The organism is Dolichospermum planctonicum (assembly GCF_005402965.1).
In the GTDB taxonomy this organism is placed as follows: Bacteria; Cyanobacteriota; Cyanobacteriia; order Cyanobacteriales; family Nostocaceae; genus Dolichospermum; species Dolichospermum planctonicum.
The window spans coordinates 1-25,444 of the sequence record NZ_BJCF01000010.1 but is presented as its reverse complement, the minus strand read 5'-3'; the positions used below and the strand labels follow the sequence as shown (position 1 = coordinate 25,444).

The 25,444-nt window shown below is 36.9% G+C and carries 21 protein-coding genes; 13 read left to right on the top strand and 8 right to left on the bottom strand.

Features of this window, described 5'->3' with window-relative positions; genetic code table 11:
- Nucleotides 1-22: 22 nt before the first annotated feature.
- Entirely contained in the window at nt 23-433 is a 411-nt protein-coding gene (locus tag FFO06_RS06565; protein ID WP_137907313.1) for an AbrB family transcriptional regulator, read from the bottom strand.
- A gap of 364 nt (nt 434-797) precedes the next feature.
- Here FFO06_RS06565 and FFO06_RS06560 point away from each other — a divergent pair, with 364 nt between their 5' ends.
- The 4 genes from FFO06_RS06560 (at nt 798) to FFO06_RS06545 (ending at nt 4,196) form a co-directional block, all read left to right on the top strand.
- Nucleotides 798-1,241 (top strand): Rrf2 family transcriptional regulator, encoded by a 444-nt coding sequence (locus FFO06_RS06560; RefSeq protein ID WP_137907312.1) that lies wholly within the window; start codon nt 798-800, stop codon nt 1,239-1,241.
- Nucleotides 1,242-1,287: 46 nt separating this feature from the next.
- A complete protein-coding gene (gene cbiB, locus FFO06_RS06555) occupies nt 1,288-2,250 on the top strand; it encodes an adenosylcobinamide-phosphate synthase CbiB (RefSeq protein WP_137907311.1) in 963 nt (320 codons plus the stop codon).
- A 97-nt stretch (nt 2,251-2,347) separates the two neighbouring features.
- Entirely contained in the window at nt 2,348-2,884 is a 537-nt protein-coding gene (gene pyrR, locus FFO06_RS06550) for a bifunctional pyr operon transcriptional regulator/uracil phosphoribosyltransferase PyrR (RefSeq protein ID WP_137907310.1), read from the top strand.
- Between the two features lie 13 nt (nt 2,885-2,897).
- The gene (locus tag FFO06_RS06545) at nt 2,898-4,196 is read left to right on the top strand and encodes an ABC transporter substrate-binding protein (protein WP_137907309.1); all 1,299 of its coding nucleotides are present in this window, start codon (nt 2,898-2,900) and stop codon (nt 4,194-4,196) included.
- A 44-nt stretch (nt 4,197-4,240) separates the two neighbouring features.
- Here the strand turns inward: FFO06_RS06545 and FFO06_RS06540 are convergent, their stop codons facing one another.
- From FFO06_RS06540 to FFO06_RS06530, 3 genes are all read right to left on the bottom strand, one after another.
- Nucleotides 4,241-5,500 (bottom strand): bifunctional folylpolyglutamate synthase/dihydrofolate synthase, encoded by a 1,260-nt coding sequence (locus FFO06_RS06540; RefSeq protein ID WP_137907308.1) that lies wholly within the window; start codon nt 5,498-5,500, stop codon nt 4,241-4,243.
- A 135-nt stretch (nt 5,501-5,635) separates the two neighbouring features.
- A complete protein-coding gene (locus FFO06_RS06535) occupies nt 5,636-5,761 on the bottom strand; it encodes a photosystem II protein Y (RefSeq protein ID WP_028082918.1) in 126 nt (41 codons plus the stop codon).
- Nucleotides 5,762-6,127: 366 nt separating this feature from the next.
- Complete coding sequence (locus FFO06_RS06530) at nt 6,128-6,634, bottom strand: gamma carbonic anhydrase family protein (RefSeq protein WP_137907307.1); 507 nt, start codon at nt 6,632-6,634, stop codon at nt 6,128-6,130.
- A gap of 239 nt (nt 6,635-6,873) precedes the next feature.
- On the opposite strand from FFO06_RS06530, the gene FFO06_RS06520 reads away from it, so the two are divergent.
- The 5 genes from FFO06_RS06520 to map all read left to right on the top strand — a co-directional run bounded on the left by FFO06_RS06520 (nt 6,874) and on the right by map (nt 12,391).
- Nucleotides 6,874-7,389 carry a TIGR02652 family protein gene (locus tag FFO06_RS06520; RefSeq protein WP_137907306.1) on the top strand — a complete coding sequence of 172 codons (516 nt, stop codon included), beginning with the start codon at nt 6,874-6,876 and terminating at the stop codon, nt 7,387-7,389.
- 153 nt (nt 7,390-7,542) lie between these two features.
- Complete coding sequence (locus FFO06_RS06515; protein WP_137907305.1) at nt 7,543-7,977, top strand: VOC family protein; 435 nt, start codon at nt 7,543-7,545, stop codon at nt 7,975-7,977.
- A gap of 143 nt (nt 7,978-8,120) precedes the next feature.
- Complete coding sequence (locus FFO06_RS06510) at nt 8,121-10,946, top strand: M16 family metallopeptidase (RefSeq protein ID WP_137907304.1); 2,826 nt, start codon at nt 8,121-8,123, stop codon at nt 10,944-10,946.
- A gap of 88 nt (nt 10,947-11,034) precedes the next feature.
- Nucleotides 11,035-11,448: a plastocyanin/azurin family copper-binding protein gene (locus tag FFO06_RS06505; protein WP_370743535.1), complete on the top strand. Its 414-nt coding sequence runs from the start codon at nt 11,035-11,037 to the stop codon at nt 11,446-11,448.
- 115 nt (nt 11,449-11,563) lie between these two features.
- Nucleotides 11,564-12,391, top strand: coding sequence for a type I methionyl aminopeptidase (map, locus tag FFO06_RS06500; RefSeq protein ID WP_137907365.1), 828 nt, complete (start codon nt 11,564-11,566; stop codon nt 12,389-12,391).
- Between the two features lie 76 nt (nt 12,392-12,467).
- Here map and FFO06_RS06495 read toward each other — a convergent pair whose 3' ends face one another.
- The 3 genes from FFO06_RS06495 to FFO06_RS21880 all read right to left on the bottom strand — a co-directional run bounded on the left by FFO06_RS06495 (nt 12,468) and on the right by FFO06_RS21880 (nt 14,768).
- Nucleotides 12,468-13,040, bottom strand: coding sequence for a peptidoglycan-binding domain-containing protein (locus tag FFO06_RS06495; RefSeq protein WP_228036594.1), 573 nt, complete (start codon nt 13,038-13,040; stop codon nt 12,468-12,470).
- A 434-nt stretch (nt 13,041-13,474) separates the two neighbouring features.
- A complete protein-coding gene (gene cax / locus FFO06_RS06490) occupies nt 13,475-14,587 on the bottom strand; it encodes a calcium/proton exchanger (RefSeq protein WP_137907302.1) in 1,113 nt (370 codons plus the stop codon).
- Nucleotides 14,588-14,600: 13 nt separating this feature from the next.
- Nucleotides 14,601-14,768 carry a hypothetical protein gene (locus FFO06_RS21880; RefSeq protein WP_162501179.1) on the bottom strand — a complete coding sequence of 56 codons (168 nt, stop codon included), beginning with the start codon at nt 14,766-14,768 and terminating at the stop codon, nt 14,601-14,603.
- Nucleotides 14,769-14,922: 154 nt separating this feature from the next.
- Between FFO06_RS21880 and FFO06_RS06485 the strand changes: the two genes are divergently transcribed.
- Nucleotides 14,923-17,613, top strand: a complete 2,691-nt coding sequence (locus tag FFO06_RS06485) for a DUF3536 domain-containing protein (RefSeq protein ID WP_137907301.1) — start codon at nt 14,923-14,925, stop codon at nt 17,611-17,613.
- Between the two features lie 334 nt (nt 17,614-17,947).
- Entirely contained in the window at nt 17,948-19,666 is a 1,719-nt protein-coding gene (locus tag FFO06_RS06480) for a serine/threonine-protein kinase (protein WP_306420187.1), read from the top strand.
- 51 nt (nt 19,667-19,717) lie between these two features.
- Here the strand turns inward: FFO06_RS06480 and FFO06_RS06475 are convergent, their stop codons facing one another.
- The gene (locus tag FFO06_RS06475; RefSeq protein ID WP_015079494.1) at nt 19,718-20,017 is read right to left on the bottom strand and encodes a 30S ribosomal protein PSRP-3; all 300 of its coding nucleotides are present in this window, start codon (nt 20,015-20,017) and stop codon (nt 19,718-19,720) included.
- A gap of 813 nt (nt 20,018-20,830) precedes the next feature.
- Between FFO06_RS06475 and FFO06_RS06470 the strand changes: the two genes are divergently transcribed.
- Together FFO06_RS06470 and FFO06_RS06465 are read left to right on the top strand one after the other, a co-directional pair.
- Entirely contained in the window at nt 20,831-21,076 is a 246-nt protein-coding gene (locus FFO06_RS06470; protein WP_137907300.1) for a hypothetical protein, read from the top strand.
- A 157-nt stretch (nt 21,077-21,233) separates the two neighbouring features.
- The gene (locus FFO06_RS06465) at nt 21,234-24,914 is read left to right on the top strand and encodes a DUF7149 domain-containing protein (protein ID WP_137907299.1); all 3,681 of its coding nucleotides are present in this window, start codon (nt 21,234-21,236) and stop codon (nt 24,912-24,914) included.
- Nucleotides 24,915-25,444: the final 530 nt, after the last annotated feature.

The window sequence follows — 25,444 nt, the reverse complement described above, 5'->3', positions numbered from 1 at the left end:
ACAACTCAGAACTGAACTTGAACTAAACTGTAGCTTCTACTTCTGCATCTTCTAAAGATTCTGAATCTACTTGCCGGAGTCGAATATGTTTTTTGCCTAAGGTGATGATAAACTCATCTCCAGGTTTAAGATTCATCTGTTTTGTGTAGGCTGAACCGATGAGCAAGTTGCCATTTGATTGCACACTAATTCTATAGCTGGCACTGCGACCACCACGCCCATTAACACCAGGGGAACTATCTAATTGAATACCCTCTGCATCAATTAGGGCATTCAAGAATTTCATCATATTGACACGCTCTACACCATTTTTTGTAACAGTATAGTAGCCACACTCTTTAGCTTTCTCGTCTTTGCTGAGGGTTTCTAGCTCTCTGACTTTTGTGATCAGTTCTTCGCCAACTAGGGGTTCAATTTTTTTCTGTTTAGGCATTAACTTGGGTCGAAAACGAATTTTTGAAGTTGTTAAGTGAATTTTATTTTAGCTGACATTGAACTAATAGGAAAGGATTCCTTTAATTTTTCAATCACTCTAGCCAAGTATATTACACTCATGGACAAAATTGTTGTACTATCATCAATATTTTCCAGAAATTCTATAAGATCGGGACTTACACACAGGTCAATGAATAATGAACCACGAAGGAGCGAAGAACACGAATAAAAAAGGCTTTGAGGGATATTTTGCCTCAGTCCTAAAAATATATTGTTAACTGGATGGTTGTTTCCCGGGATTTTCCTTTCCCCTTTTCTGCTTTTTCATCAATCATTTTCAAAATTAAATAGGAATACTATAGATGAAACTAACGACTAGAGGACACTACAGTGTGAAGGCTCTGCTAGATTTGAGTTTACAGCCAAAATATGGTCCTGAATCAGTTAAAGCGATCGCTAAACGTCAAGATATTCCCGCTCCCTATCTGGAAAAGCTGCTCATAGAAATGCGTCGCGCTGGTTTAGTAACATCAATTCGTGGTAGCGTTGGTGGGTACAAGTTGGCCAGAAAACCTGCACAAATATCTATTGGACAAATCTTGGAGGCTGTTGGTGAAAATATCACTAATTTACCTCTCAATCATCCTATACCTTCTCAAACAGCCGATTGGGTAACATCCTCTCTCTGGAACAGGCTCAACCAAAAGCTCAAAGAAGCTTTGTACAATATTACCCTGGCTGATCTTTATTATGATGCTCGCAGTTGGCAAGCTTCTCTTGGTGAAGAGGCCAATTTTGTGGTTTAGTCGTTAGTTTTAACAGGGGTCGGGATCAGGAAACAAGGAATAATAAATGATATCTGCTTTCGTTTTGATTTTGGCTGCATTGTTAGATTACTTAATAGGTGATCCTTGGGGTTGGCCGCATCCAGTCCGGGTCATGGGCTGGGTAATTTCCCGTTTGAGTAATTTCTCCCTCAAATATTGTCAAAATCCTTTTTCTCAGCGTCTCGCGGGCATTATATTGGGTATTACTGTCATTATTGCCAGTGGGTTGCTAGGGTGGATAATAGTTAAAATCGCCCAGGGGGTACATCCATTTTTAGGAATTACTGTGGAAAGCATTCTTCTAGCTAGTTGTTTCGCTCTCAAAAGTTTAGGAAATGCAGCTATGGAAGTTCTACAACCTTTAAGTAATGGAGAATTAGCTCAAGCACGACAAATTTTAAGCAATTATGTGGGGAGAGATACAGCTAATCTTTCCGCAGCGGAAATTCTCCGAGCAGTTTTGGAAACTGTTACAGAAAATGCTACGGATGGGGTAATGGCTCCTCTTTTTTATACTATTATTGGTACATTTATCCCTGTTATCGGTCCTGTTCCTTTGGCTTTAGCATATAAAGCTAGTAGCACTTTAGATTCAATGATCGGTTATAAGGAAGCACCTTATACTTACATTGGTTGGTTTAGTGCGCGGTGGGAAGACGGTTTTACTTGGTTGCCCTGTCGCCTAACAGTGATAACTTTATCATTATTATCCACCAAACCTGTAAATGTTTGGCGAATTTGCCGCCGCGACGCAATTAAAGACCCTAGTCCTAATTCTGGTTGGAGTGAATGCGCTTATGCTGCGGTTTTAGGTGTACAAATGGGAGGTGTAAATTGGTATGGTGGGGTGGCTAAACATAAACCACTTTTAGGAGATCCTATTTATCCCATTACACCAGATTCTATTGATAAAGCTTTAAAATTAACCCGATATGCGTTTTTATTGTGGTTAGGATTAGCAATATTAGCAATATTTTTAATACCTTAGTTATCTGCTTCCCAGTATCTCGTGCTTATGGAGAGTATGGAAACGAGATAATGAAAAATTACCAATTACCAATTACCAATCACCAATTACCAATCCTATGTCTACTAAAATAGTTGAAATCCTTTCATCAGAGGAACTGCGTCGGACATTAACTCGTATGGCTTCTCAGATTGTGGAAAGAACGCGAGATTTATCTCAGTTGTTACTTCTGGGTATTCACACTAGAGGAGTTCCTTTAGCTTATTCATTAGCACGACAAATAGAAATTCTGGAAAATATTAGTGTTGCTGTAGGTGCTTTAGATATTACATTTTATCGTGATGATCTTGATCAAATTGGCTTGAGAACTCCAGAAAAAACCGATATTCCTTTTGATTTGACTGCTAAAACCGTGGTACTTGTAGATGATGTCATTTTTAAAGGGAGAACTATTCGTGCTGCTTTAAATGCAGTCAATGAATATGGTAGACCAGAAGTGATTCGTTTAGCTGTATTAGTAGATAGAGGTCATCGAGAGTTACCAATTCATCCAGATTTCGTTGGTAAAAAATTACCGACAGCAAAAGAAGAAATTGTTAAAGTTTATTTACAAGATATTGATGGACGAGATGCTGTAGAGTTAATTAGTAATTGAAACTGTTATTAAGATGATTCGATCACCAAAATTTAAACAACTGGTTTGTTGGGCATTATTAGGTTTATTTACTAGTTTTATTGTTAGTTGCGGTTCTAGCAATTCCAATAATAACCCGAAACTTCCTGTTAAAGGAATTGCCACTATTGAGTTCTGGACAATGCAGCTTCAACCTCAATTTACCAACTATTTTCAGGGTCTAATTACGACATTTGAATCACAGAACCCAAGTATCAAAGTTAAATGGGTAGATGTACCTTGGTCCGCTATGGAGAACAAGGTTTTAACCGCAGTATCCGCAAAAACACCTCCAGATGTTGTTAACCTTAACCCAGACTTTGCTTCCCAATTAGCGGGAAAAAATGCTTGGTTAGATTTAGACAATAAAGTTTCTAATCAAGTTCGTTCCTCCTATTTACCAAATATTTGGCAAGCAAGTACCCTTAATGGCAAGAGTTTTGGCATTCCTTGGTATCTTACCACGCGACTAACTATTTATAACACCGATTTATTAAAACAGGCTGGTATCACTAAACCACCTGCCACTTATGCTGAGTTGGGACAAATGGCACAACAAATCAAAGACAAAACTGGTAAGTACGCTTTTTTTGCTACTTTTGTCCCTCAAGACTCCGGTGAGGTTCTGGAATCACTGGTACAAATGGGTGTCACTCTAGTTAATAATGACGGTAAAGCCGGTTTTAATACACCTCAAGGAAAAGCTGCTTTTCAATATTGGGTAGATTTGTATAAAAAAGGTTTGTTACCAAAGGAATCTTTAACCCAAGGGCATCGTCATGCTATAGATTTATACCAATCTGGAGAAACTGCTTTTTTAGCTTCCGGTCCTGAGTTTCTCAAAACCATTGCTAATAATGCCCCCAAGGTTGCCTTAGCCTCCGCTATTGCCCCGCAAATTACGGGTAATACAGGTAAGAAAAATGTTGCTGTGATGAATATTGTCATTCCTCGTGATAGTAAATACCCTGATGAGGCTGTTAAATTTGCCTTATTTGTGACTAATGACGAAAATCAATTAGCTTTTGCCAAAGCCGCTAATGTCCTACCTTCTACAATTAAGGCATTGTCTAATACTTACTTTAAGGAAGTTCCTGCTAATGCTACTACCGCAGAAAATGGACGGGTAATTAGTGCGTCACAGTTACAACAAGCTCAGGTATTAACCCCTAAACTCAAAGATTTTAAACTTTTGCAAAAATCAATTTACGAAAATTTACAAGCAGCAATGTTAGGACAAAAAACAGTTGATAAAGCTGTAGAAGATGCTGCTCAACTGTGGGATAATCGCTAATGGGTAATGGGTAATGGGTAATAAAAGTGTTTCCTGACACCTGACTAGTGACCCCTGACTACTGACAAAAAATAACCAATTAAATACAGAGAACCACATAATACAACTTGATTATCTGTGGAGGGATAGGCAGCGTCTAAGGCTGAAAATACATCTGTATAAGTGTTACAAAAATTCAAGTCTGGACAGATTGACGCTGCTAAATTAGCTAATTCTCCTAAATTCGCTGAATTGCTATCGGGTACTGGCACTAAATACAATTTATCTCCTGGTTTGAGAAGTTCCTGGAAAATCTCACCATGATCTTTAGTGGCCAGCATTCCCATTACCCAAGTGATGTTTTCGCTGTTGAGTGTATCTACATAATGACGTAAAACATTAGCTGAGGCTGGGTTGTGTGCGCCGTCAATGAGGATTTGTTGACTTCTCCAAGTAATCCATTGCATTCTTCCTGGCCACTTGGTTTTAGCCATTCCTTGAATAATAGCTTCCTCAGAAATTTGCCAATTCTGTTTTTGCAGGATTTCTAAAGCAGCTATTGCTAAGGCTGAATTATGTAATTGAATTTGTCCCTGTAATGCTAAGGGGTATTTTATTGTTTCTGGACTTGCTATTTTTTGATATTCTACCCAGTTTTGATTGATTTTCCGAGATGGTTTAGGGGTAAAAATCGGGCATTTTAGTTCTAATATACGCGATCGCACGACTTTTTGAGCATCTTCTGGCAATAAACCCACCACCACCGGACATCCGGGTTTGATAATTCCCGCTTTTTCTCTGGCAATATGGGTTATAGTCGGTCCTAGTTGTTGCCAATGTTCTCGACTTATGGAACTAATTATTGTCACTAAAGGATGATCACAGACATTAGTGGCATCTAAACGTCCTCCTAGTCCCACTTCAATTACCGCAATATCAACTTGTTCCTGGGCAAAATATAACCAAGCTGCTGCGGTAATTACTTCAAATTGGGTAGGAGATTCTTCATCTGGATTAATTGCTGCTTGAACTTGAAGTATTGATTCACACAATTCATTACTATTAATTGCTTGTTCATTAACACAGATACGTTCTGTCCAATCAACCAAATGGGGGGAGGTGTAGCGTCCGGTCTTATAACCAGCTTCAGTAAGTACCGCAGACAGATAAGCACAAACAGAACCTTTGCCATTAGTACCAGCGACATGAATAATTGGCACTCGGTGATGGGGATTTCCCAAAGTTGCCAATAAATTGACAATTCGAGATAATCCCAAATTGACACCAAAATGCTGAAAGGGTTGGAGTAGGGAATCTATGCTCATGGGAATTGTGTAATTGGTAATTTGGGTAATTTGGTAATTGGTGAAACTTTTGCCTGTTCCCTGTTAAGAGTTCCCAGTTAAGAGTTAAGAGTTCCCAGTTAAGAGTTAAGAGTTCCCTATTCCCTATTCCCCAAATTACGCTTCTTTGCTCAAAAAGTTTTGTATTTGTCTAATAGCAGCAGCGCCTATATTGAAAGCAGCCCAACTAGCAGCGATCGCTAAAGGTGCTAAAACAATTACTACACGAGTATCAATGTCCATATTTAGAAACCCTCTGTAAATTAAAAATTTTAAGTTTTTGACATACCCCCTCGTCCTTTCATGAGCGAGGATTCCTTGACACTTCACTGACTGGTGCTACCGAAAAGTAGTGTGATCCGGTCTTGAGTGTCCGTTTATAGTCTCCCAATGCCCTGTGGCGACTATACCTAGTTTACTATAAAGCCGTCCTAGAAAGATGGGGCTTGTATCCGATTTTTTTCGGTCAACAGTTCTCAGTTTTTATTGTGATCTCAAGTGGGGAATTTTTTCAATGTTCTATGTAAAGTTTCATTAAAAGTTAGTGGTCAGTTGTAAAACGTGAATCACCCATTACCCATTACCCATTACCAATTACCTATTCCCTAGTCAGTTGTCATTAGCAGCATGAAGGAGGGCTAATTGATAGTATTTTTCGGCGTGTGCAATGAGTTCGGTGATTTCGGTGTCTGTGAGTTGACGAACTACCTTACCGGGGAGGCCGAGGACTAGAGAACCGGGGGGGACATTTTTGGTAACTACTGCACCAGCGCCGATAATACTACCTGCACCGACTCTCACGCCGTTTAAGACGATAGCACCAATACCAATTAAACTACCACGTTCAATGTGAGCAGAATGGACCACAGCCCGATGGCCAACAGTGACATAATCTTCTAAAATTGTTGGTACACCTGGATCACCATGGAGAATTGCACCATCTTGAATATTTGTATATTTGCCAATTTCAATCCGTTCTACATCACCTCTAACCACAGATCCATACCAAACACTGGCTCTGGCTGCTATGCTTACAGAACCAATGATTATAGCGTTGGCTGCCACAAAGGCGGCTTGAGAAAATTCAGGAGATTTTGAGTCAGAAGAGATAGACACGATAGAATATGGATATTGTACCCAGGAACACTGGAGAAACTCCAACCTTTAGGGCTGGTTGTCAAACCAGAATATCACGGCTTTGGCCTTCTATGGTCAGACGGTTGTGAAACTTGTTCTCAGGCACTATCCTCACTTTTATGCAGGAGTAAGCAAGTTATCTAAAGTAGTGGAGCAGGAGTGTAAAGTTAAACCTACTGGTGCTGGCAGAAAAACAATACTATGTTTATACGCACTTCATGATAAATCCAGGCTTTCAGTACCCGATATTTGGCCCTGAAATACAGTGTCCCCACTGTCGCCAAAATATTTCAGCGTTGACATTGACGGATACTTATTTGTGTCCCCGTCATGGCGCATTTGAAGCTGAACCCAAAACTGGGGAATTGGTTCATTTACAGTCCGGTCGTCACTGGCGCAGATGGGATGGCGAATGGTATCGTCAACATACTCATCCTGATGGGATTCGTTTTGAAATTCACGAAGCTTTAGATAAGCTTTATACTCAAGGTTATCGGGCTACGAGAATAATTGTTGCTAACCGTTATCAGGAGTTAATGAGTGGCTATTTAGAACGTAGTACACCTTGGCGTTCTGGACAAGGGGAAACTACTACAGGAGCGCGGTTATATGGCTTACCTGTAGATTTTAGCCCTGATTCTGCCGCAGAACCTTGTTGGGAAGTGATTAATTTTGATTTGGATAAAGAACCTGGTGTACCAGTCCGTTACCCATATTTCCGCTTGTTTGAATAGGTAATGGGTAATGGGTAATAGGTAATGGGTAATGGGTAATAGGTAATGGGTAATGGGTGATTGTAAATATCTTCTTGTATTCCTACCTGTTCTCTTTTTTGGGTTTTAGGTTGTAGATTAATCCAAAATCTAAAATCCAAAATCTGAAATTCTATGCACCATACTTCGATTAGAACGGCAAATATCCATCTAGCGATCGCTTTTTATGAAACACTAGGGTTTACGGTGGGCGATCGCTTCACCACCGGTTATACTCTAGCTTGCTGGATGGAAGGTTTGGGAGGGAGAATTGAACTCATCCAAATTCCCCAACCCAAACCAGCCCCAGATGCTTTTGAGGATGAACATTATGTGGGTTACTATCATCTGGCTTTTGATTTAACACACATTACACCAGATTTACCCACTTGGTTAGAAAGTTTAAAAACACGGTTAGCTGCAATAGAAAGTTTACCACCTCTAAAGATTCTTTTGCAGCCTACACAGCAGCAAATTGGCGATAACATCCTAGAAGTCACGTTTATCGCTGATTTTGACGGCTTACCTCTGGAGTTTATACGGTTTCTCCATAAATCGCCCGAAAATTAGTATTCATGCCTTTTGGGTGATAAAATATTTTTCCCTTTCAGGTACATTTTTATTTTCCATGGGGTGCTAAGGAAACATTTGCTCAATTTTTCTAGTCCATCAATATATGTAATCTAAGTTACATATATCTATTCGCCAAAGATATGCCTTTTTTTTCTCTAGCACAACGACATCGCTTTTCTTTAGTTATTTTGAGTCTTTGGGTAATAGCCGCATTTTCATTAAATCATGATGCTGCTTTTAATCTCAAAGAAGGGGGTTTATCAACAACACTCTACAAGTCCAACCCGGAAAAATCCCATCAAACACTAGTTACTAAAGAAACAGCCAATTTCGCCATTACAGCAAACGTTCGCAAAACAGTCCTCGACAATGGCTTAACTGTTCTCACGAAGGAGGTTCATAATGCTCCGGTGGTGACAGTACAAGTATGGTATAAATTTGGTTCTGGTCAAGAAGCAATTGGGGTAAATGGCATTGCTCACCAATTAGAACATATCATGTTTAAAGGTACTAGCGATCGCCGGATTCAATTTGGCCAGTTATTTAGTGCTTTAGGTAGTGATTCTAATGCTTTTACCAGTTATGACCAAACTGCATATTACAACACTGCTCAAGGGCATAAACTCACCTCTCTGTTGACGTTAGAAGCAGATAGAATGAAAAACTCACTTATAGATCCTCAACAGTTAGCTAGTGAGAAACAAGTGGTGATTTCTGAATTACTTGGTTACGAAAATAGCCCGGAATACCGTCTAAAACGCGCTGTGATGAAGTCGGTTTTTCCCAATCATCCCTACGGTTTACCCATTGGTGGTACTAAGGCTGATGTAGAGAAATTAACGGTTGAACAAGTAAGAGAATATTACCAAAAATTCTACAGTCCTGACAATGCTGTTTTGGTAATTGTAGGAGATTTTGACACCGCACCAACGTTAAAAAATGTCCAAGCTATTTTTGGTAAAATCCCTAAAGGCCAATATTCACCCGATAATCTTATAACTCCATCCTATTCCCCATCACCAGCAATTCAACTACAAGAACCGGGAGGAAATCCATTACTACAGATAGTTTATCCGCTTCCTCAAATTAATCAACCAGATGTACCCGCTTTAGAAGTCATGGATTATATCTTAACTGCGGGTAAAAATTCTTACCTATATCAAGAGTTGGTAGAATCGGGTTTAGCTAGTGATTTGAAAGCAAATGTCGCTAGTTTACGGGCTGGTGGCTGGTATGAAATATTAGTAACTGCTGCGAGAAATCAGGATTTGCATAAAATTGATATAGCGGTAACAAAAGCGTTGGAAAACCTTGTTAACATAGGTATCACAACAGAACAAGTAGAACGAGCAAAAACCCAATTAACAGCTTCAGTTATTTTAAATAATCGTGATATAACCAGTCAAGCCATGCAATTGGGTAATGATCAAATCACAACAGATAATTACCAATATACAGAAAATCATTTAGTAGATATTCGGGAAGTTAAACCTAGGGATGTAATTAATGTCATCAATAAATATCTACAACCAGAAGCGCGGACAGTGGGATTTTTTGAACCTACTCAACAAACAGGTACAAATCAGATCAAATCTGATTCCGGGATAACAAAAGATAATTTTGCCGTTGATTTTACGGTAGTTCCAGCAGAAGTAAAGAAATATTTACCACCTGTAGATATCTTACCGAAAACAGGAACAAAAGAAATACCCCAGGAGTTAAAATTTGCTAATGGGTTACGCATACTACTATTACCAGATAAAACTACACCTACAGTCACTTTAAGCGGACATATTAAAGCAGGAACAGAATTTGATGGAAGTAATAAGGGAGGATTAGCCTCCTTAGTAGCAGCAAATCTGATGAATGGGACGAAAAATAAAGATATGCGGACTATTGCTCAAGAATTAGCAGCAAAAGGCGCAAATTTGGACTTTCAAGCCTATCGTGAAGGTGTGAGGATCAAAGGTAGCAGTTTAGCAGTAGATTTACCGATTTTACTCTTAACATTGACAGACGTAATTAAAAATAGCACATTTCCAGAAAAAGAGTTTAAACTCTCGCGTCAACAGGCTTTAACCTCCCTAGATTCAGATTTAGATGATCCTGAAAAGATTGCAACTCGTATCTTTATTCAATCTATTTATCCAAAAAAACACCCATTACATAGTTTTCCGACAGCGGAGACTATTCAGAGCATTAAACGTGAAGACGTGATAGCTTTTAAAGCGCAACATTATCGCCCAGATACTACAGTGTTAGCAATTGTAGGCGATTTTGATATTAACAAAGTGCGATCGCTCATTCAAGCACAATTAGGAAATTGGCAAGTAAAAGGCCAACCACCAGTGGTAAAATACCCCAAGGTGGAGATGCCGAAAAATGTAATTAATGTTAATCCCGTTGTTCCTGGTAAACCCCAAGCGATTACTTATATGGGTTATACAGGGATTAATCGTCAAGATAAACGATTTTATGCGGCGATGGTCTTGAATCAAATTCTCGGAGGTGATACATTATCAAGTAGACTAGGGGCAGAAGTGCGCGATCGTCAAGGCTTAACCTACGGAATTTATAGTAATTTCATCACAGGTAAGAATGTCGGCACATTTTTAATTGAAATGCAAACCAGTCCAGAAGACGCACACAAAGCGATTTCCAGTACCCGTGACCTGCTCAAACAAGTTCACCAACAAGGTGTTACCCTAGAGGAAGTAGAAACAGCCAAAGCTAATTTAATCAGTAATTATAATATTTCCTTAGCCAGTCCAGAACAACTCAGTGAAAGAATGGTCATGAATCAGGTTTATGGCTTAAATCAGGTAGAATTGCGCTCATTTATTAGTAAAATAGAGCAGGTTAAATTGAGTCAAGTCAATCAAGCTGCTCGTGAGTTACTTCACTCTGATAAAATTGTTGTTGTGACAGCAGGTCCGCCAATTCTTGCCCATAAAAACATCAATTGAGTATAGTTATGAGTCATTGTCAAAGGTGTAATCTACAACTATCTATTTAGCTATGAGTAAATTTTTGACTGTTATTTTCTCCCTGCTCATGAGTATAGTAATCATGGGTACATCTCCAGCAACAGCAGAGAATCTATGGAATAATCTCTTAAAACAACCTCAGTTAGAAATTACGGTCAGCTTGGGTAATACTGCTAATGAATTAAAATTTGAACCAAATTACTTAGAATTTACCCCTGGTAAACGTTACAACCTGAAATTAAATAATCCTAGCTCCCAAAAACATTATTTTACTGCTAAAGACTTTGCTGATGGAATTTGGACACAAAAAGTCGAAGCGGGTAAGGTAGAAATTAAAGGTAATATTCACGAACTAGAACTTAAACCTGGTGCAGAAGCAGAATGGGTGTTTGTCCCCATAAAATCAGGAAAATATGCTTTACGATGTACTATAGCTGGACACACAGAAGCGGGAATGAAAGGAGAAATTGTGATTAAGTGATCATCTCTTTCTAGAGGCGCGAAAATAAGTTAACGTCAATATAGATATTTTTGGCAATAAATCTCAACAACTTCACACTCAATTAGTAAAGCACCAGTAATTTCTCAATTTAATGATGAACATTTTCACCAGCCTGCTTTCGCAACCAGTCGAGCCAAAACCCGAAAAACAACAACGTCGAGGGATTGAAATTAAATCACCCCGTGAAATCGAAATTATGCGGCAATCAGCTAAGATTGTAGCAACCGTCCTCAAAGAAATTTCTGAGCTAGTGCAGCCGGGAATGACAACTGCTGATTTAGATGCTTATGCTGAAAAACGTATCCGGGAAATGGATGCAACTCCTAGTTTTAAAGGATACCATGGCTTTCCTGCTTCCATCTGTTCCAGTATTAATAATGAGGTTGTCCATGGGATTCCTAGCCCTAAAAAGGTAATTCGGTCTGGAGATGTTTTAAAAGTTGATACAGGAGCTTATTATCAAGGTTTTCACGGTGATTCCTGTATTACTATCGCTGTCGGGAATGTCACAAATGAAGCTGCGAAACTGATTAAAATAGCTGAAGAATCCTTATACAAGGGAATTGAACAGGTAAAAGCTGGTGTACATCTCACGGAGATTGCGGGTGCGATTGAAGATCATGCGAAAGGTCATGGTTTTACAGTAGTAGAACAATTTACTGGTCATGGTGTAGGTAGAAATTTGCACGAAGAGCCAGCGGTTTTCAACTATCGGACTCATGAAATACCGAATGTAAAATTACGCTCAGGGATGACTTTAGCAATTGAACCAATTTTAAATGCTGGTTCTAAAAATACCAGAATTTTAGCTGATAGATGGACAGCGGTAACGGTTGATAATGCTTTATCGGCTCAGTTTGAGCATACGGTGTTAGTGACAGATACTGGTTATGAAATTCTCACTGATAGAGAACAACTTTAAAGGTGATTTTGGTGATTTTGGTGATTTTGGTGATGTAGATGATTAATGGACAACGGATAAAAGACAACCTACTTAATTACATTGTTAATTCCCACCAAGTTTTTTGACCAACCATACCATCTGCTGATAAAGTTCGACGATTTTGAAAGGCTTTAACAGCGGCTTCGGTGATTGGTCCAAAAACGCCATCAACAGGTATTCCATAACCATTAGAAACTAAAAGTTTTTGTAAAACTCTCACAGATATACCTGAGTTACCAAAACTAATCACGGGCATAGGATTATTCTGGGTTGTGGGATATCGTGTTGGTAATTTAATATCTGTTGTTGCTATAATGTCTATGTCACCAGCATCAGCCAAAAGAAGTTGTGCTTCAAAAGAATTGACAGACATTTGTTTTTGTGTAATTTGCTCAAAGATTTTGTTCCGTCGAAAAGAGATGGCTAAGGGATGAGTTGGGGAAGGTTCACTTATTTGTATAAATTCTGGTGGTATAATTTGAGTCGGGGAAATTAACTGGGTTGATTGACTATTTGTTAATGGCACACCATTTTCTAAGTGAAACAGGGTTTGGTTGAATGGAAAATGGGGAATATTTAGTTCTCTTGGATTAAATACACCCATCATCAGCAGTCCGATTTCAGTCATTGTATTTTATAGATATACTTACTCGCCAGGGAAAAGGGAAAAACAAAATATAATTACTGTATAAAACTACTAATATAAAACTACTAATATTTATACGTAATTTAAAGTTAAAGAAAATTACTACTATGAAATAGTCAAAAATAATGTTGTGTATGGAGTTTTTCTAGCCATTGAGGAGAATTGATGTATCACAAGCATGAAGATTTAAATTACAAGTAAATATCCTCAAGAAGTTGATATCAAAAGGACGATCTGATTTGAGACTATAAGAAGACTATAAGAATTATTAATTTTAGTCATCTATCTTAAGGGAGTTCAAATTATTAAAAAAATATTTATGGCAGATTGCAATGTGTTTGAGTATAAAAAAATTCCCAATCTATTTAGATTAGATTGGGAATCTCAGATTGTCAAGATTTGACTAGGGTAATAGTTTAACCAATACTATTGGCAACTGGATGAAAGTAAAAGGCAAAACCTAGTACAGTATAAGCTGCTAGAAGTAAAGTCCCTTCTAACCAATTAGATTTACCATCAGAACTAATACTATTAGCAATTAAAACTGAGACAGCAACGGCTACTAATTCAAATGGGTTAAAATCTAAATCCATGGGTTGACCAATTATCCAACCAGCAATGACTAAAACTGGGGCCACAAATAGGGCAATTTGCATACTTGAACCCACAGCGACAGACATAGAAAGATCCATTTTATTTTTCATGGCTACGGTGACAGCGGTAGCGTGTTCAGCAGCGTTACCGATAATGGGGACTAAAATCACCCCAGTAAATAGTGCGCTTAAACCTAGTTTAGATGTAGCAACTTCTAGGGAACTCACTAATAATTCTGACTCAAAGGCAACTAACAAGGTACAGGCTAAAAGTACACCAGTCCACAACCAAATATTTGGTTTTTCATGGGAAACTTCTTCTATTCCTTCTATACCTTCTATTCCTTCTACGTCTACTACACCAACTTCATACAAATACGCATGAGTTTTCATAGAAAACAGTAGTGTTAAGGCGTAAACTAGAATTAAGACTATAGCCACCGCTAGAGAGAGATTCTGTACCGTTTTTTCGCTAATACCTGCGGAGGTATAGTTCATTGCTGTTGGTAGTAAAATGGCAATTACCGCCAAGTTCATGGAGGAAGCATTTACCCGCGCTACAACTGACTCAAATGTTTGTTCTTTGTAACGAATACCGCCTAATAACATGGATAAACCCATGACGAGGAGTAAATTACCGATAATTGATCCAGTAATACTGGCCTTGACAACATCAATTAGTCCTGCATTCAGAGCCACCAAGGCAATAATTAATTCTGTAGCATTACCAAAAGTCGCGTTTAAAAATCCGCCCAGAATTGGACCGACTACCACAGCTATTTCTTCGGTCGCTGTACCCATCCAAGCGGCTAGTGGTAGTATAGCTAATGCAGCAGTGATGAAGATTATTAAGTCTCCCCATTCTAAAAAGTGGGCTGCTAGAGATACGGGTATAAACAGCAGCAGTACGGTGAAAATAATGTTCTTGATTGACATTTTTACCTTAATTTCAGGGTATCTGTGCCAGATCCCCTGAAATATCATCTACATTTGCACACCTATCATATCTGCCAGAACTGGTAATTGGTAATTGGTAATTGGTAATTGGTAATTGGTAATTGGTAATTGGTAATTGGTAATTGGTAATGGGTAATTGGTAATGGGTAATTGGCTTCATCTATAGTTGTATTCTTGTTTAGAAAAGATTGTGATAAGATTTAGTTTTGTTTCTTATGTTTTATTTATAACTGATTTTGTGAGACAACAATTGTAGAAAGGTAGACATAGCAAGAATCTTCTTCAAAATTGCACATTTATTTGGGTAACAATATATGACTTCAGCAGCGGAAATACCAAGTAGTTCTGTCTCGATCTTACCATTAGATAAACGGGCTAAATACAGTCCTGAACATGATCCCCTGAAAATTGCTCAAGGTGTTTATGTTACGGTTCATGGTCATTTTTATCAACCCCCTAGAGAAAATCCTTATCTGGATGCGATTGAACGTCAACCCAGCGCCACGCCTTTTCATGACTGGAATGAGCGCATTCATTGGGAATGCTATCGTCCTAATGCCTTTGCAAGGGTATTAAATGACCGTGGAGAAGTTGTGGGGATTGTGAATAATTATGAGTACATGAGCTTTAATATTGGTCCAACGCTGATGTCGTGGTTAGAACGCTATGATGTGGAGGTTTATCAGCGGATTTTGGAGGCTGATGCTAAAAGTTGCCAACGGTTAAATGGTCATGGCAATGCGATCGCTCAAGTATATAATCATATTATCCTACCTTTAGCCAACGAAAGAGATAAATACACACAAATTCGCTGGGGTAAAGAAGATTTCCGTTCGCGCTTTGGCCGTGATCCCGAAGGGATGTGGTTAGCAGAAACAGCCGTAGATTATGCCACCCTACAGGCATTGGTAGCGGAAAAGATTAAATTTATCATTTTAGCACCTTCTCAAGCCCAGCGTTGTCGTCCTTTCCCGACAGAGGATGATCCCCATAGTCAATGGCATGAGGTAGGGGGTAATCAGATTGATCCCACTCGTCCCTATCGTTGTTATTTGGATAGTCGGGAAACTGGAAAAAAATCACAGGCCTATATTGATATCTTTTTCTATGATGGTCCGATTTCCCGGGATATGGGTTTTAGTGATGTTGTCTATAATTCCCATCATTTTGCTGGCCGGGTGGGGGCGGCTATTCGTGGGGATCATCGTCGGTCCCAGTTAATTTCTGTAGCCACGGACGGGGAAACTTTTGGACACCACAAAAAAGGCACGGAGAAGACTCTGGCCTATGCCTTTATTGGTGAGTTTCCTGATCATGGTTGGACTGTCACCAACTACGCCCATTATTTGAGTTTAAATCCTCCTAGTTGGGAAGTGCAATTAAAGCCCGTCACAGCCTGGAGTTGCGCTCATGGTGTGGATAGATGGCAAGATGATTGTGGTTGTGGTGGGGAAGGGGGTGTGTGGCATCAAAAATGGCGGCGGCCACTACGAAATGCGTTAAATTGGTTACGGGATCAGTTAACTGATGTTTATGAAAAACATGGTGGTATGTTATTCCGTAATCCTTGGCAAGCAAGGGACGAATATATTCACGTCATGTCTGATCGTTCTCATACTAATGTTAGCCATTTTTTATCTCGTCATCAAACTCATAAACTAGACGCTGGTGAACAGGTAGAGGCTTTACGCTTGTTAGAAATGCAGCGTCATTCTTTACTAATGTTCACTAGTTGCGGCTGGTTTTTTGAAGAAATTTCCCGCCCAGAGGGAACACAGATTTTGCGTTATGCCGCCCGTGCTTTAGAATTAGCAGGAGATGTATCAGGTGTACAATTGGAAAAGGGTTTTCTCAAACGCCTGATGTTAGCTCCTAGTAATGTGGAAGAGTTTAAACATGGAGCAGATATATATCATAAATTGGTATTAACTGCTCAAATTGGATTTAAACAAGTCGCCGCCCATTATGCTATTACTTCCTTATTTAATCATCGCAAAAATACTGTTTCTGGACAGGACACAGATAAACAATCCCATGGTAATTATCAGCGAGTCTATTGCTATACTGCCCATGAGTTAGATTACTATAAGCAGCGTATTGGTCCGTTAACTATGGTAGTAGGACATTTGCAGCTAGTGTCAGATATTACTTGGGAAAGTGAAAATTTAATATTTGCTGTACTGCATTTGGGGGGTTGGGATTTTCACTGCTGCATTCAACAGTTTACTGGCAGACGTAACTATGGTGAAATTAAAGAAAAGCTGCTTACAGCCTTACAGCAAGCTAGTGTAGCTCATGTTATTTTGGTAATGACTCAAGTATTTGGGGGTGAAGCTTTTAGTTTACAGACTCTATTTGCTGAAGAACGTCATCGGATTATGCGGTTGTTAAGTCAGGAAACATTGGCGCGATTAGACCAATTATATACTCAGGCTTATCGTGATAATTACGGTGTCATCATGGCTTTTCATCGAGATGGATTAGAAGTACCACGGGAATTACAAGTAGCAGCGGAAATTGCTTTAGGACATCGTTGTTTGATAACATTGCGATCGCTACAGCAAGCGCAGCTATCGCTACAGCAAGCGCAGCTATCGCTAGAACAAGATATTAATGAAGCACAATTAAGCTGGAATCTCATGGTAGAATTGGAGGCGATTTCTCATGAAGCGGAACATCTTCGTTGTCAATTAAATATTCCCGAAGGCAATCAAATCCTAGAACAATTAATAGTTAAGTTATTGTGGCAATTATTGTATGATGCCAATAGCAATTTGGATACAGATATCCAACGGTTAGAACGGTTGATTGATATTGGTTATAAGCTGCATATTGGCATTAATTTAAACCATTCCCAAGAACTATATTGGAGTTGTTTACATAGCCAAATATTGCCACGAATTGCGAATATTAACAGTGAAGCAGAAACCATACAATGTCGTCAATTGCTGAAATTAGGACAAAAACTAGCGGTTGATGTTAGTCCATTTTTGGATAAATTATAGCATTTCCCATGCTCGTAAGGTACAAAGTTTTTTAGTTTTAGGGAACAGGGAACAGGGGACTCTTAACAGGGGACAGGGGACAGGGGACAGGGGACAGGGGACTCTTAACAGGGAACAGGGGACTCTTAACAGGGGACTCTTAACAGGGGACAGGGGACAGGGAACAGGGGACTCTTAACAGGGAACGATGAACCCTTCTAGAAATTTTGTAAGTTGTAGGGTGCTTTACTACTGCATAAATCTTGCAAATAAACAGATTGTTGATATCTGACGCTCCCTACCAATGTGCTTTCTGTTGCCTCTTGCTTTTTGCTTTGCTATAATTCTGCGATTTATGATGTTAATTAAAAACCGTTATCGTTTGCTCAAACAGATTGCTAAAGGGGAATTTTATCAAACATTTCTTGCAGTAGATGAAAATCAATTTCCTCCCCTTGCTTGTATTCTTCAAAAATTGTCGTCTCCAGGGCAAACAGTTGAAGATTTTGAATATCAAGCACAGCAATTAACAGAATTAAGTAAACATCCTCAAATTCCCAAATTAATCACCCATTTTACAGAAGATAAATATGATTATTTAATTCAGGAATTTATCGAAGGTGATAATTTAGCTACTGTGTTAGAAAAGCAAGGTATTTTTGATGAAAATCAAATTTGGCAAGTTTTAAAAAGTTTATTACCCGTTCTCAGTTTTATTCATAATCATCAAATTATTCACCGCAATATTAACCCAGACAATATTATTTGGCCGACTGTTAACCAAAATCAAAATTTATTAGAAAATCTATTTTTAACGGATTTTACAGTCGTTAAATTTGTCCATAGAAATCAATCAAAAGATGATATAGTTGGGAGTCCAGAATATATTTCTCCAGAACAAATACAAGGTAAAGCCGTTTTCGCAAGTGACTTATATAGTTTAGGTGTAACTTGTATTTATTTACTAACTCACATACCACCATTTGAATTATTTAATATAACTCATCATAGCTGGATATGGCGGGATTATTTAACTAATCAAATTAGTGAACATTTAGCGCAAACCCTGGATAAACTGGTAAAACACAATTTACAAGAACGCTGGAAATCAGCAAATGAACTTATTTACAACTTGGGAATTAAAGCTAATGATTTACGTTTATCATCTCATATTTCCCAGAATGATTGGCAACTTTATCATACAATCACAAATCAAATTCATAGTCCTATTAATACCATAGCATTAAGCCCTGATAGTCAAATTTTAGCAAGTGGTGATGATGATAAAAGTATTAAATTATGGGATTTAAAAACTCAACAATTAATAGCTAACTCCAAAGGACATACCCAAGCCATAACAGCAGTTAAATTTAATCCCAATGGGACAATTTTAGCCACTGCTAGTGATGATAAAACTATCAAATTATGGGATACAAAAACATTAACAACAATTCAGACCTTAAGTGGACATTCCCACGCTGTCAAGTCTCTAGCATTTCATCCCCATGGGCTTTTAGCCAGTGGAAGTTGGGATAAAACCATTAAAATATGGGATATAAATACAGGTTTAGAACTTCACACTTTAACTGGACATAAATTACAAGTAAATGCTGTTGCTTTTAGTCCTCAAAGGGAACTTTTAGCTAGTGCTAGTCATGACAAAACAGTTCGTATTTGGCAACTACAAAACGGAAAATATAACTTATTAACAACTCTTTTAGGTCATACTTGGGCAGTTTTGACAGTTGCATTTAGTCCCACCAATCAGAATTTATTGGCAACTGGTAGCGGTGATAATACAATTAAATTATGGGATGTTAACACTGGTGAAGTAATTAACACACTTTCCGGTCATTCCTGGTCAGTAGTAGCTGTAGCCTTTAGTACAGATGGGGAAAAGCTAATTAGTGGCAGTTGGGATAAAACAGTGAAAATTTGGCAAATCAGCACAAAATCAGAAATTACCAGCCTTGTAGGTCATACAGACTCAGTATCTAGCCTTGCTATTAGCGATGATACAGAATTAATTGTCAGTGGTAGTAAAGACAATACAATCAAATTATGGCGTAGATGATAATTGACAATAATTAATTATCGTCAATTATCAATTATCAGTTGAAAATAATCAGGCGCTACCAGTGAAGGCAACTTCTGGAAATTTTAATTGCGCTTCTGCCATTGGGCGTTTTCTGCCTTCTTCTTGCCAGTAGTTAATTACTTCTGTGGCTTTATTGAGCAACTCCACGCGGTCAACATCTGTAATCCAATGTTTGGATTCTAACTCTTTTTTTAGTTCTTCCCAGGCATCATTTCTGGGCCAGAAAAAGTATTTGGTTAGGGGACTAGAACCTTTACCAACCACTTGGTCAACTGCAAGGGCGACGTTTTCGTCTAACCAGAGAATTTTTAAAATGAACTTGGTCAATTACACCTCCGGGGAATATCCGGGTTTTTTGCTTGGGTTTGCGACCCCTTATTCTAACTCAATCTTTGACTAATTGACCAATAAATATTGGTAAAATCTGATTTTTTTAGTTATTTTCTTGTTTTCCCTCCATAACATACAGCACTTCTCAATGTTATGAGGTACAAGAACCCCACCCCCAAACCCTCCCCGCAAGCGATAAGGGGGCTTAAGATGTACCTCATAAGAGCGGAAACGGCTGTATGTTTCTGACCTCTACTATAAATGTATATATAGTTGCGTGTTCAAAAGTATTTTAATTATTGTATTTACACTTTATTAGATTTAATTTATAATTAATTTGCTTAACTGAGTTTTTTAAAGCTTATCATCCAAATTCCCCATTCTTTTAAAAAAATTAGGTTTGCTGATACTATTTATCACTCAGTTTTTGTCGGTGAAGTAATTAATTATTTCTTGGTAGTGAAAATGGTAGTAAACATCATCAACATTCCTCCTACTAAAATCATGATTGCTAATCCTCCGGTGACTAAATCTAAAGTATTGTTATCTATGGTCATATTATTCATTCCTCTAAATTGTACATCATAAATAATAATACACAAATAATAATACACAGCTACAAATTAATAATGCAGATATTGATCAAAAAGCGGCCAGTTTTTTACAAAAATGTCCTGGTCTGCGATTGGGAAAAGATAAGTTATGATTTATTAGCATAAGTGACTCATCTTGCACACAGAGAAAATCCATCTGCGTGGGTTTTAAGACACTGTGAACACACAATAAAGTATATTTTCCAGGAATACTACTATGTATCAAACAGATCCACCTCCTTCACCCCAAGAAGTGTTACCAACGATGTATGATCTCAAAAGTGAAGATCCAGAGGAGAAAGGTTTGCCTGATCAATTCCATTTATTACAGTTGGCGTTAAAAATTGTCGTTATGACAAGGGAACAGGGAACAGGGAACAGGGAAGAGGTTTTCGGCAACTTTACTTTTCGTTACTTATGTCGGTTTTTTTCCGTTCACCTACTTAATATAATAATTATATAATAATTTATCTGATAGCGTAGCATGACACAAGCCCAGGGTGTCCGGTTACTGAGCGACTTGTACTGAGCTAGTCGAAGTACAGGACTTAGGGATTTACAGAATGTTTTATGAGATAATAGAAATTAACCAACCGTAATAAATATCAAAGTGTGAAAAAATGAACTTACAAAAATTACAACCTAGAGCAGCATTAAATAAAGCATTTCTGAAAATTAACCCCTTTAGAAATGATGTTGAAAATTTTAAAAATCATCTGCAAAATCTAATTAATAAAATTAATGAATCGGAATCTGAAGAATTTCATAAAAATCTGATTGTGGATTTTTTCAAGAATACTTTTTATAGTGCAAATCATTTCATTAATACTAAGGGACGCAATGATCTAGTTATTTATAATGGTAAAGATGCTAAAACTAGTGTAGGGGTGATTTTAGAATTTAAAAAGCCAAATAATAAAAGTGAAATGTTGAAGGTTGATCATCTCAATACTAAAGCATTTCAGGAATTAGTTTTGTATTTCTTGCGAGAACGTTTAACAGGGAAAAATTTAGAAATTAAATATTTAATCGCTACTAATATTTACGAATGGTTTATTTTCGATGCTCAGACCTTTGAAAACTTATTTATTGGTAATAAATCTCTAGTTAAACAATTTACTGATTTTGAAGCAGGGAGATTAACCAGCAAAAAAACTGAATTTTTCTATAAAGAAATTGCTCAACCTGCGATTACTGAAATTACCGATAAAATTACCTTTACCCATTTTGATATTCGAGAATATCAGGAATATTTAAACCCTGGTAAACATCCAGATGAACATAAGTTAATTTCCCTATTTAAACTATTTTCTCCAGAACATTTATTAAAATTACCTTTTACTAATGATAGTAATACTCTTGATAAAGGTTTTTACAGTGAATTATTACATATTATCGGTTTGGTAGAAACTAAGGAAGGTGGTAAAAAGCTGATTCAACGCAAAAAACAACATGATAGAAATATTGGTTCTTTGATAGAAAATGCTATTTCCCAAATTGATAGTTTAGATAAAATTTCTCGTTTAGAAAAACCCGAACTATTTGGAGAAACATATCAACAACAACTTTTTAATCTAGGTTTAGAATTAGCAATTACTTGGATGAATAGAATCCTGTTTTTAAAATTATTAGAAGCTCAATTAATTAGATATCATAAAAATGACCTGTCTTGGGGATTCTTGAATTTACAAAAAGTTGCAAATTATGATGATCTCAATAGTCTATTTTTTAGTGTTTTAGCGCGTAAACCACAGGAAAGAAGTCAGAATTTACAACAAAAATTACAAGAAAGATTTGCTCATGTTCCTTATTTGAATAGTTCTTTGTTTGAACCGACAGACATTGAACAAGAAACTATTTGTATTAGCAATTTGAGAAATGAAAAATTGCCCATTTTCCCTGGTACGATCTTAAAAGACAATAATGGTAAAAAACTGACCGGAGAAATTAATACCTTAGAATATCTGTTTGCTTTTCTCAATGCTTACAATTTTAGTAGTGACATTGGGGAAGAAATTCAGGAAGAAAATAAAAGGTTAATTAATGCTTCTGTATTGGGTTTAATTTTTGAGAAAATTAATGGTTATAAAGATGGTTCTTTCTTTACCCCCGGTTTTATTACTATGTATATGTGTCGGGAAACCATTAGAAGAGCGGTTATCCAAAAGTTTAATGATCTTAAAGGTTGGAATTGTAAAACTATTGATGATTTATATGATCAAATCGAGGATAAAAAAGCAGCTAATGATCTTATTAACAGTTTGAAAATATGTGATCCTGCTGTGGGTTCAGGACATTTTTTAGTTTCTGCTTTAAATGAAATTATTGCGATTAAAAGTGAGTTAAAAATTTTACTGGATAGACAAGGTAAGAGATTAAAGGAATATAGTTTTGAGGTTGCTAATGATGAGTTAATTGTCACTGATGAAGATGGTTTATTATTTGAGTATAACCCGAAAAATCAGGAAAGTCAACGAGTACAAGAAACTCTATTTTATGAGAAACAAACGATTATTGAAAATTGTTTATTTGGTGTGGATATTAACCCCAACTCTGTAAAAATCTGTCGGTTGCGTTTATGGATTGAACTTTTGAAAAATGCTTATTATAAGACCTCTCCCCTAACCCCTCTCCTGGGAGGAGAGGGGAATATGAGAGAATTGGAGACTTTACCGAATATTGATATTAATATCAAATGTGGTAATTCTTTAATTAGTCGGTTTTCCTTAGATGGTAATTTGCAAGTTGCTTTAAGTAAGCAGAAATACACTATAGAAGATTATAAAAATGCTGTCAAAACTTACCGCAATGCTGAAAATAAGGAGCAGAAGCGGAAAATGGAGAGATTAATTCAGGAAATTAAGGGTAATTTTAAGACTACTTTACAGGGAATTGATCCTAATAAAACTAAGTTAAGAAAGTTAGAGGGTGAGGTTGAGAATTTGGAAAATCAAATTTTTCTGATTCCAGAAACTAAAGCTGAGAAAACTAAGCGGGAGAAAAAAATTGCTAAGTTAAATAATGAGATTGATAAGTTACGGGTTGAGATTGAGGATATAGAAAATGGTAAAATCTATGAAAATGCTTTGGAATGGCGTTTTGAGTTTCCTGAAGTATTAAATGATGACGGTATTTTTATCGGTTTTGATGTGGTTATTGGTAATCCCCCTTATATCGGAGGAAGAGAATGGAAATTAGAAAAATCTGAATTTAATTATTATGTGAATACTTATAAAGGTGCGGAATATCAATTTGATGCTTATGTTTTATTTTGGGAATTAGCTACTATTTTATCAAAGGATTTGATTTGCTATATAACTCCAAATACATGGTTAAATAATCAGAAAAACCTCTTAATTAGAAATATAATCCTTAAATTAAATATCATAAAAATAGCTGATTATTCTAAAACAAAAGTTTTTGAAGATGCTACAGTTTTACCAATAATTACACTAATTCAGAAAAAAATTAACTCTACTACTCAAACAGAGATTTTAATTCCTAGTTTAGAGAATAATTACCAGCTTATGAGTAAGTGTATAGTTAATCAATCTCTTTGGAAACAAGATGATTTACAAATTATTAATATTGATATTACAGAAAAGGATGTTTTTTTAAGAACTAAAATAGAAAATGGCAGTCAGTTATTAGAAAATTTAGCTGTAATAAAAAAGGGTATACAAATTTACGAAACAGGAAAAGGAAATCCCAAGCAAAAAAAAGAAGATGCACAAAATAAAATATTTGAAGCTAATTCCCAGATAGATGATACCTATAGACCATATTTGGAAGGAAAAGATGTTAATACATATTCGATTTCTTGGCAAAATAGGTGGCTTAAATATGGTTCAAACCTTGCTGCTCCCAGAGATATTTCTCTTTTTGAAGGAGAAAGAATATTAGTGAGACGTATTGTTGGTAAAAAACTTATTTCTTGTTACACTAATGATAATTTTGTAACCAGTCAATTATTGCAAATAGTCAAACCTTACAATCAGTCGCTTACAAAGTATATTTTAGGGATTCTAAATTCTCAACTAATTGCATTTTATTTTAAGAAGAAATATAATAGACAAGATGTAACTTTCCCAGAGATTAGGATTTATGAACTTTCTTCTTTACCAATAAAGATTTCTAATAACAAATTAGATTTAGAAAAATTAGTTGATCAAATTCTCAACGCTAAAAAATCAGATCCCAATGCAGATACAACCGCATTAGAAACAGAAATTGATCAAATGGTTTATCAACTATATAATTTAACAGCAGAGGAAATTCAAATTATCGAAAGTTCTCAATAATATCACTTTATCCATGTCCCCAACTTCTGATATTAATTAGTTTTCGTAGCTTGGGTTAAGCGACAGCGCAACCCAACAAATGCTTAAAAATCTTGGTTTTCCTAACGTCAACCCACCCAATATCTGATTCAGACAATTATAATTTATTGACAGAATAAAAAAGAAATTCGGGATATTATCCTTCTCAAAACTATTTGTATTAGTTTACATCCTGTAAATCCTTAAATCCTGGATATCCTGATTCTGACAATAATCTTGCTAAAATTGCAGATACTGATTTAATAACTTGGTTAAATCAACAAGATCATCCATAATAGTTTTCCTAGGTTGGGTTAAGCAACAGCGCAACCCAACAAACGCTTGAAAATCTTGGTTTTCCTAACGTCAACCCACCCAATATCTCATTCAGACAATTATAATTTATTGACAGAATAAAAAAGAAATTCGGGATATTATCCTTCTCAAAACTATTTGTATTAGTTTACATCCTGTAAATCCTTAAATCCTGGATATCCTGATTCTGACAATAA

Bases quoted from the DNA above. Each gene is read 5' to 3' on its own strand.
- FFO06_RS06540 (WP_137907308.1), bottom strand. From the start codon at position 5,500: ATGAGCATAGATTCCCTACTCCAACCCTTTCAGCATTTTGGTGTCAAT.
- FFO06_RS06480 (WP_306420187.1), top strand. From the start codon at position 17,948: ATGATGTTAATTAAAAACCGTTATCGTTTGCTCAAACAGATTGCTAAA.
- pyrR (WP_137907310.1), top strand. From the start codon at position 2,348: ATGTCTACTAAAATAGTTGAAATCCTTTCATCAGAGGAACTGCGTCGG.
- map (WP_137907365.1), top strand. From the start codon at position 11,564: ATGAACATTTTCACCAGCCTGCTTTCGCAACCAGTCGAGCCAAAACCC.
- FFO06_RS06515 (WP_137907305.1), top strand. From the start codon at position 7,543: ATGCACCATACTTCGATTAGAACGGCAAATATCCATCTAGCGATCGCT.
- FFO06_RS06505 (WP_370743535.1), top strand. From the start codon at position 11,035: ATGAGTATAGTAATCATGGGTACATCTCCAGCAACAGCAGAGAATCTA.
- FFO06_RS06545 (WP_137907309.1), top strand. From the start codon at position 2,898: ATGATTCGATCACCAAAATTTAAACAACTGGTTTGTTGGGCATTATTA.
- FFO06_RS06470 (WP_137907300.1), top strand. From the start codon at position 20,831: ATGTATCAAACAGATCCACCTCCTTCACCCCAAGAAGTGTTACCAACG.
- FFO06_RS06560 (WP_137907312.1), top strand. From the start codon at position 798: ATGAAACTAACGACTAGAGGACACTACAGTGTGAAGGCTCTGCTAGAT.
- FFO06_RS06485 (WP_137907301.1), top strand. From the start codon at position 14,923: ATGACTTCAGCAGCGGAAATACCAAGTAGTTCTGTCTCGATCTTACCA.
- FFO06_RS06465 (WP_137907299.1), top strand. From the start codon at position 21,234: ATGAACTTACAAAAATTACAACCTAGAGCAGCATTAAATAAAGCATTT.
- cbiB (WP_137907311.1), top strand. From the start codon at position 1,288: ATGATATCTGCTTTCGTTTTGATTTTGGCTGCATTGTTAGATTACTTA.
- FFO06_RS06565 (WP_137907313.1), bottom strand. From the start codon at position 433: ATGCCTAAACAGAAAAAAATTGAACCCCTAGTTGGCGAAGAACTGATC.
- cax (WP_137907302.1), bottom strand. From the start codon at position 14,587: ATGTCAATCAAGAACATTATTTTCACCGTACTGCTGCTGTTTATACCC.
- FFO06_RS06495 (WP_228036594.1), bottom strand. From the start codon at position 13,040: ATGACTGAAATCGGACTGCTGATGATGGGTGTATTTAATCCAAGAGAA.
- FFO06_RS06535 (WP_028082918.1), bottom strand. From the start codon at position 5,761: ATGGACATTGATACTCGTGTAGTAATTGTTTTAGCACCTTTAGCGATC.
- FFO06_RS06510 (WP_137907304.1), top strand. From the start codon at position 8,121: ATGCCTTTTTTTTCTCTAGCACAACGACATCGCTTTTCTTTAGTTATT.
- FFO06_RS06520 (WP_137907306.1), top strand. From the start codon at position 6,874: ATGATAAATCCAGGCTTTCAGTACCCGATATTTGGCCCTGAAATACAG.
- FFO06_RS21880 (WP_162501179.1), bottom strand. From the start codon at position 14,768: ATGAAGCCAATTACCCATTACCAATTACCCATTACCAATTACCAATTA.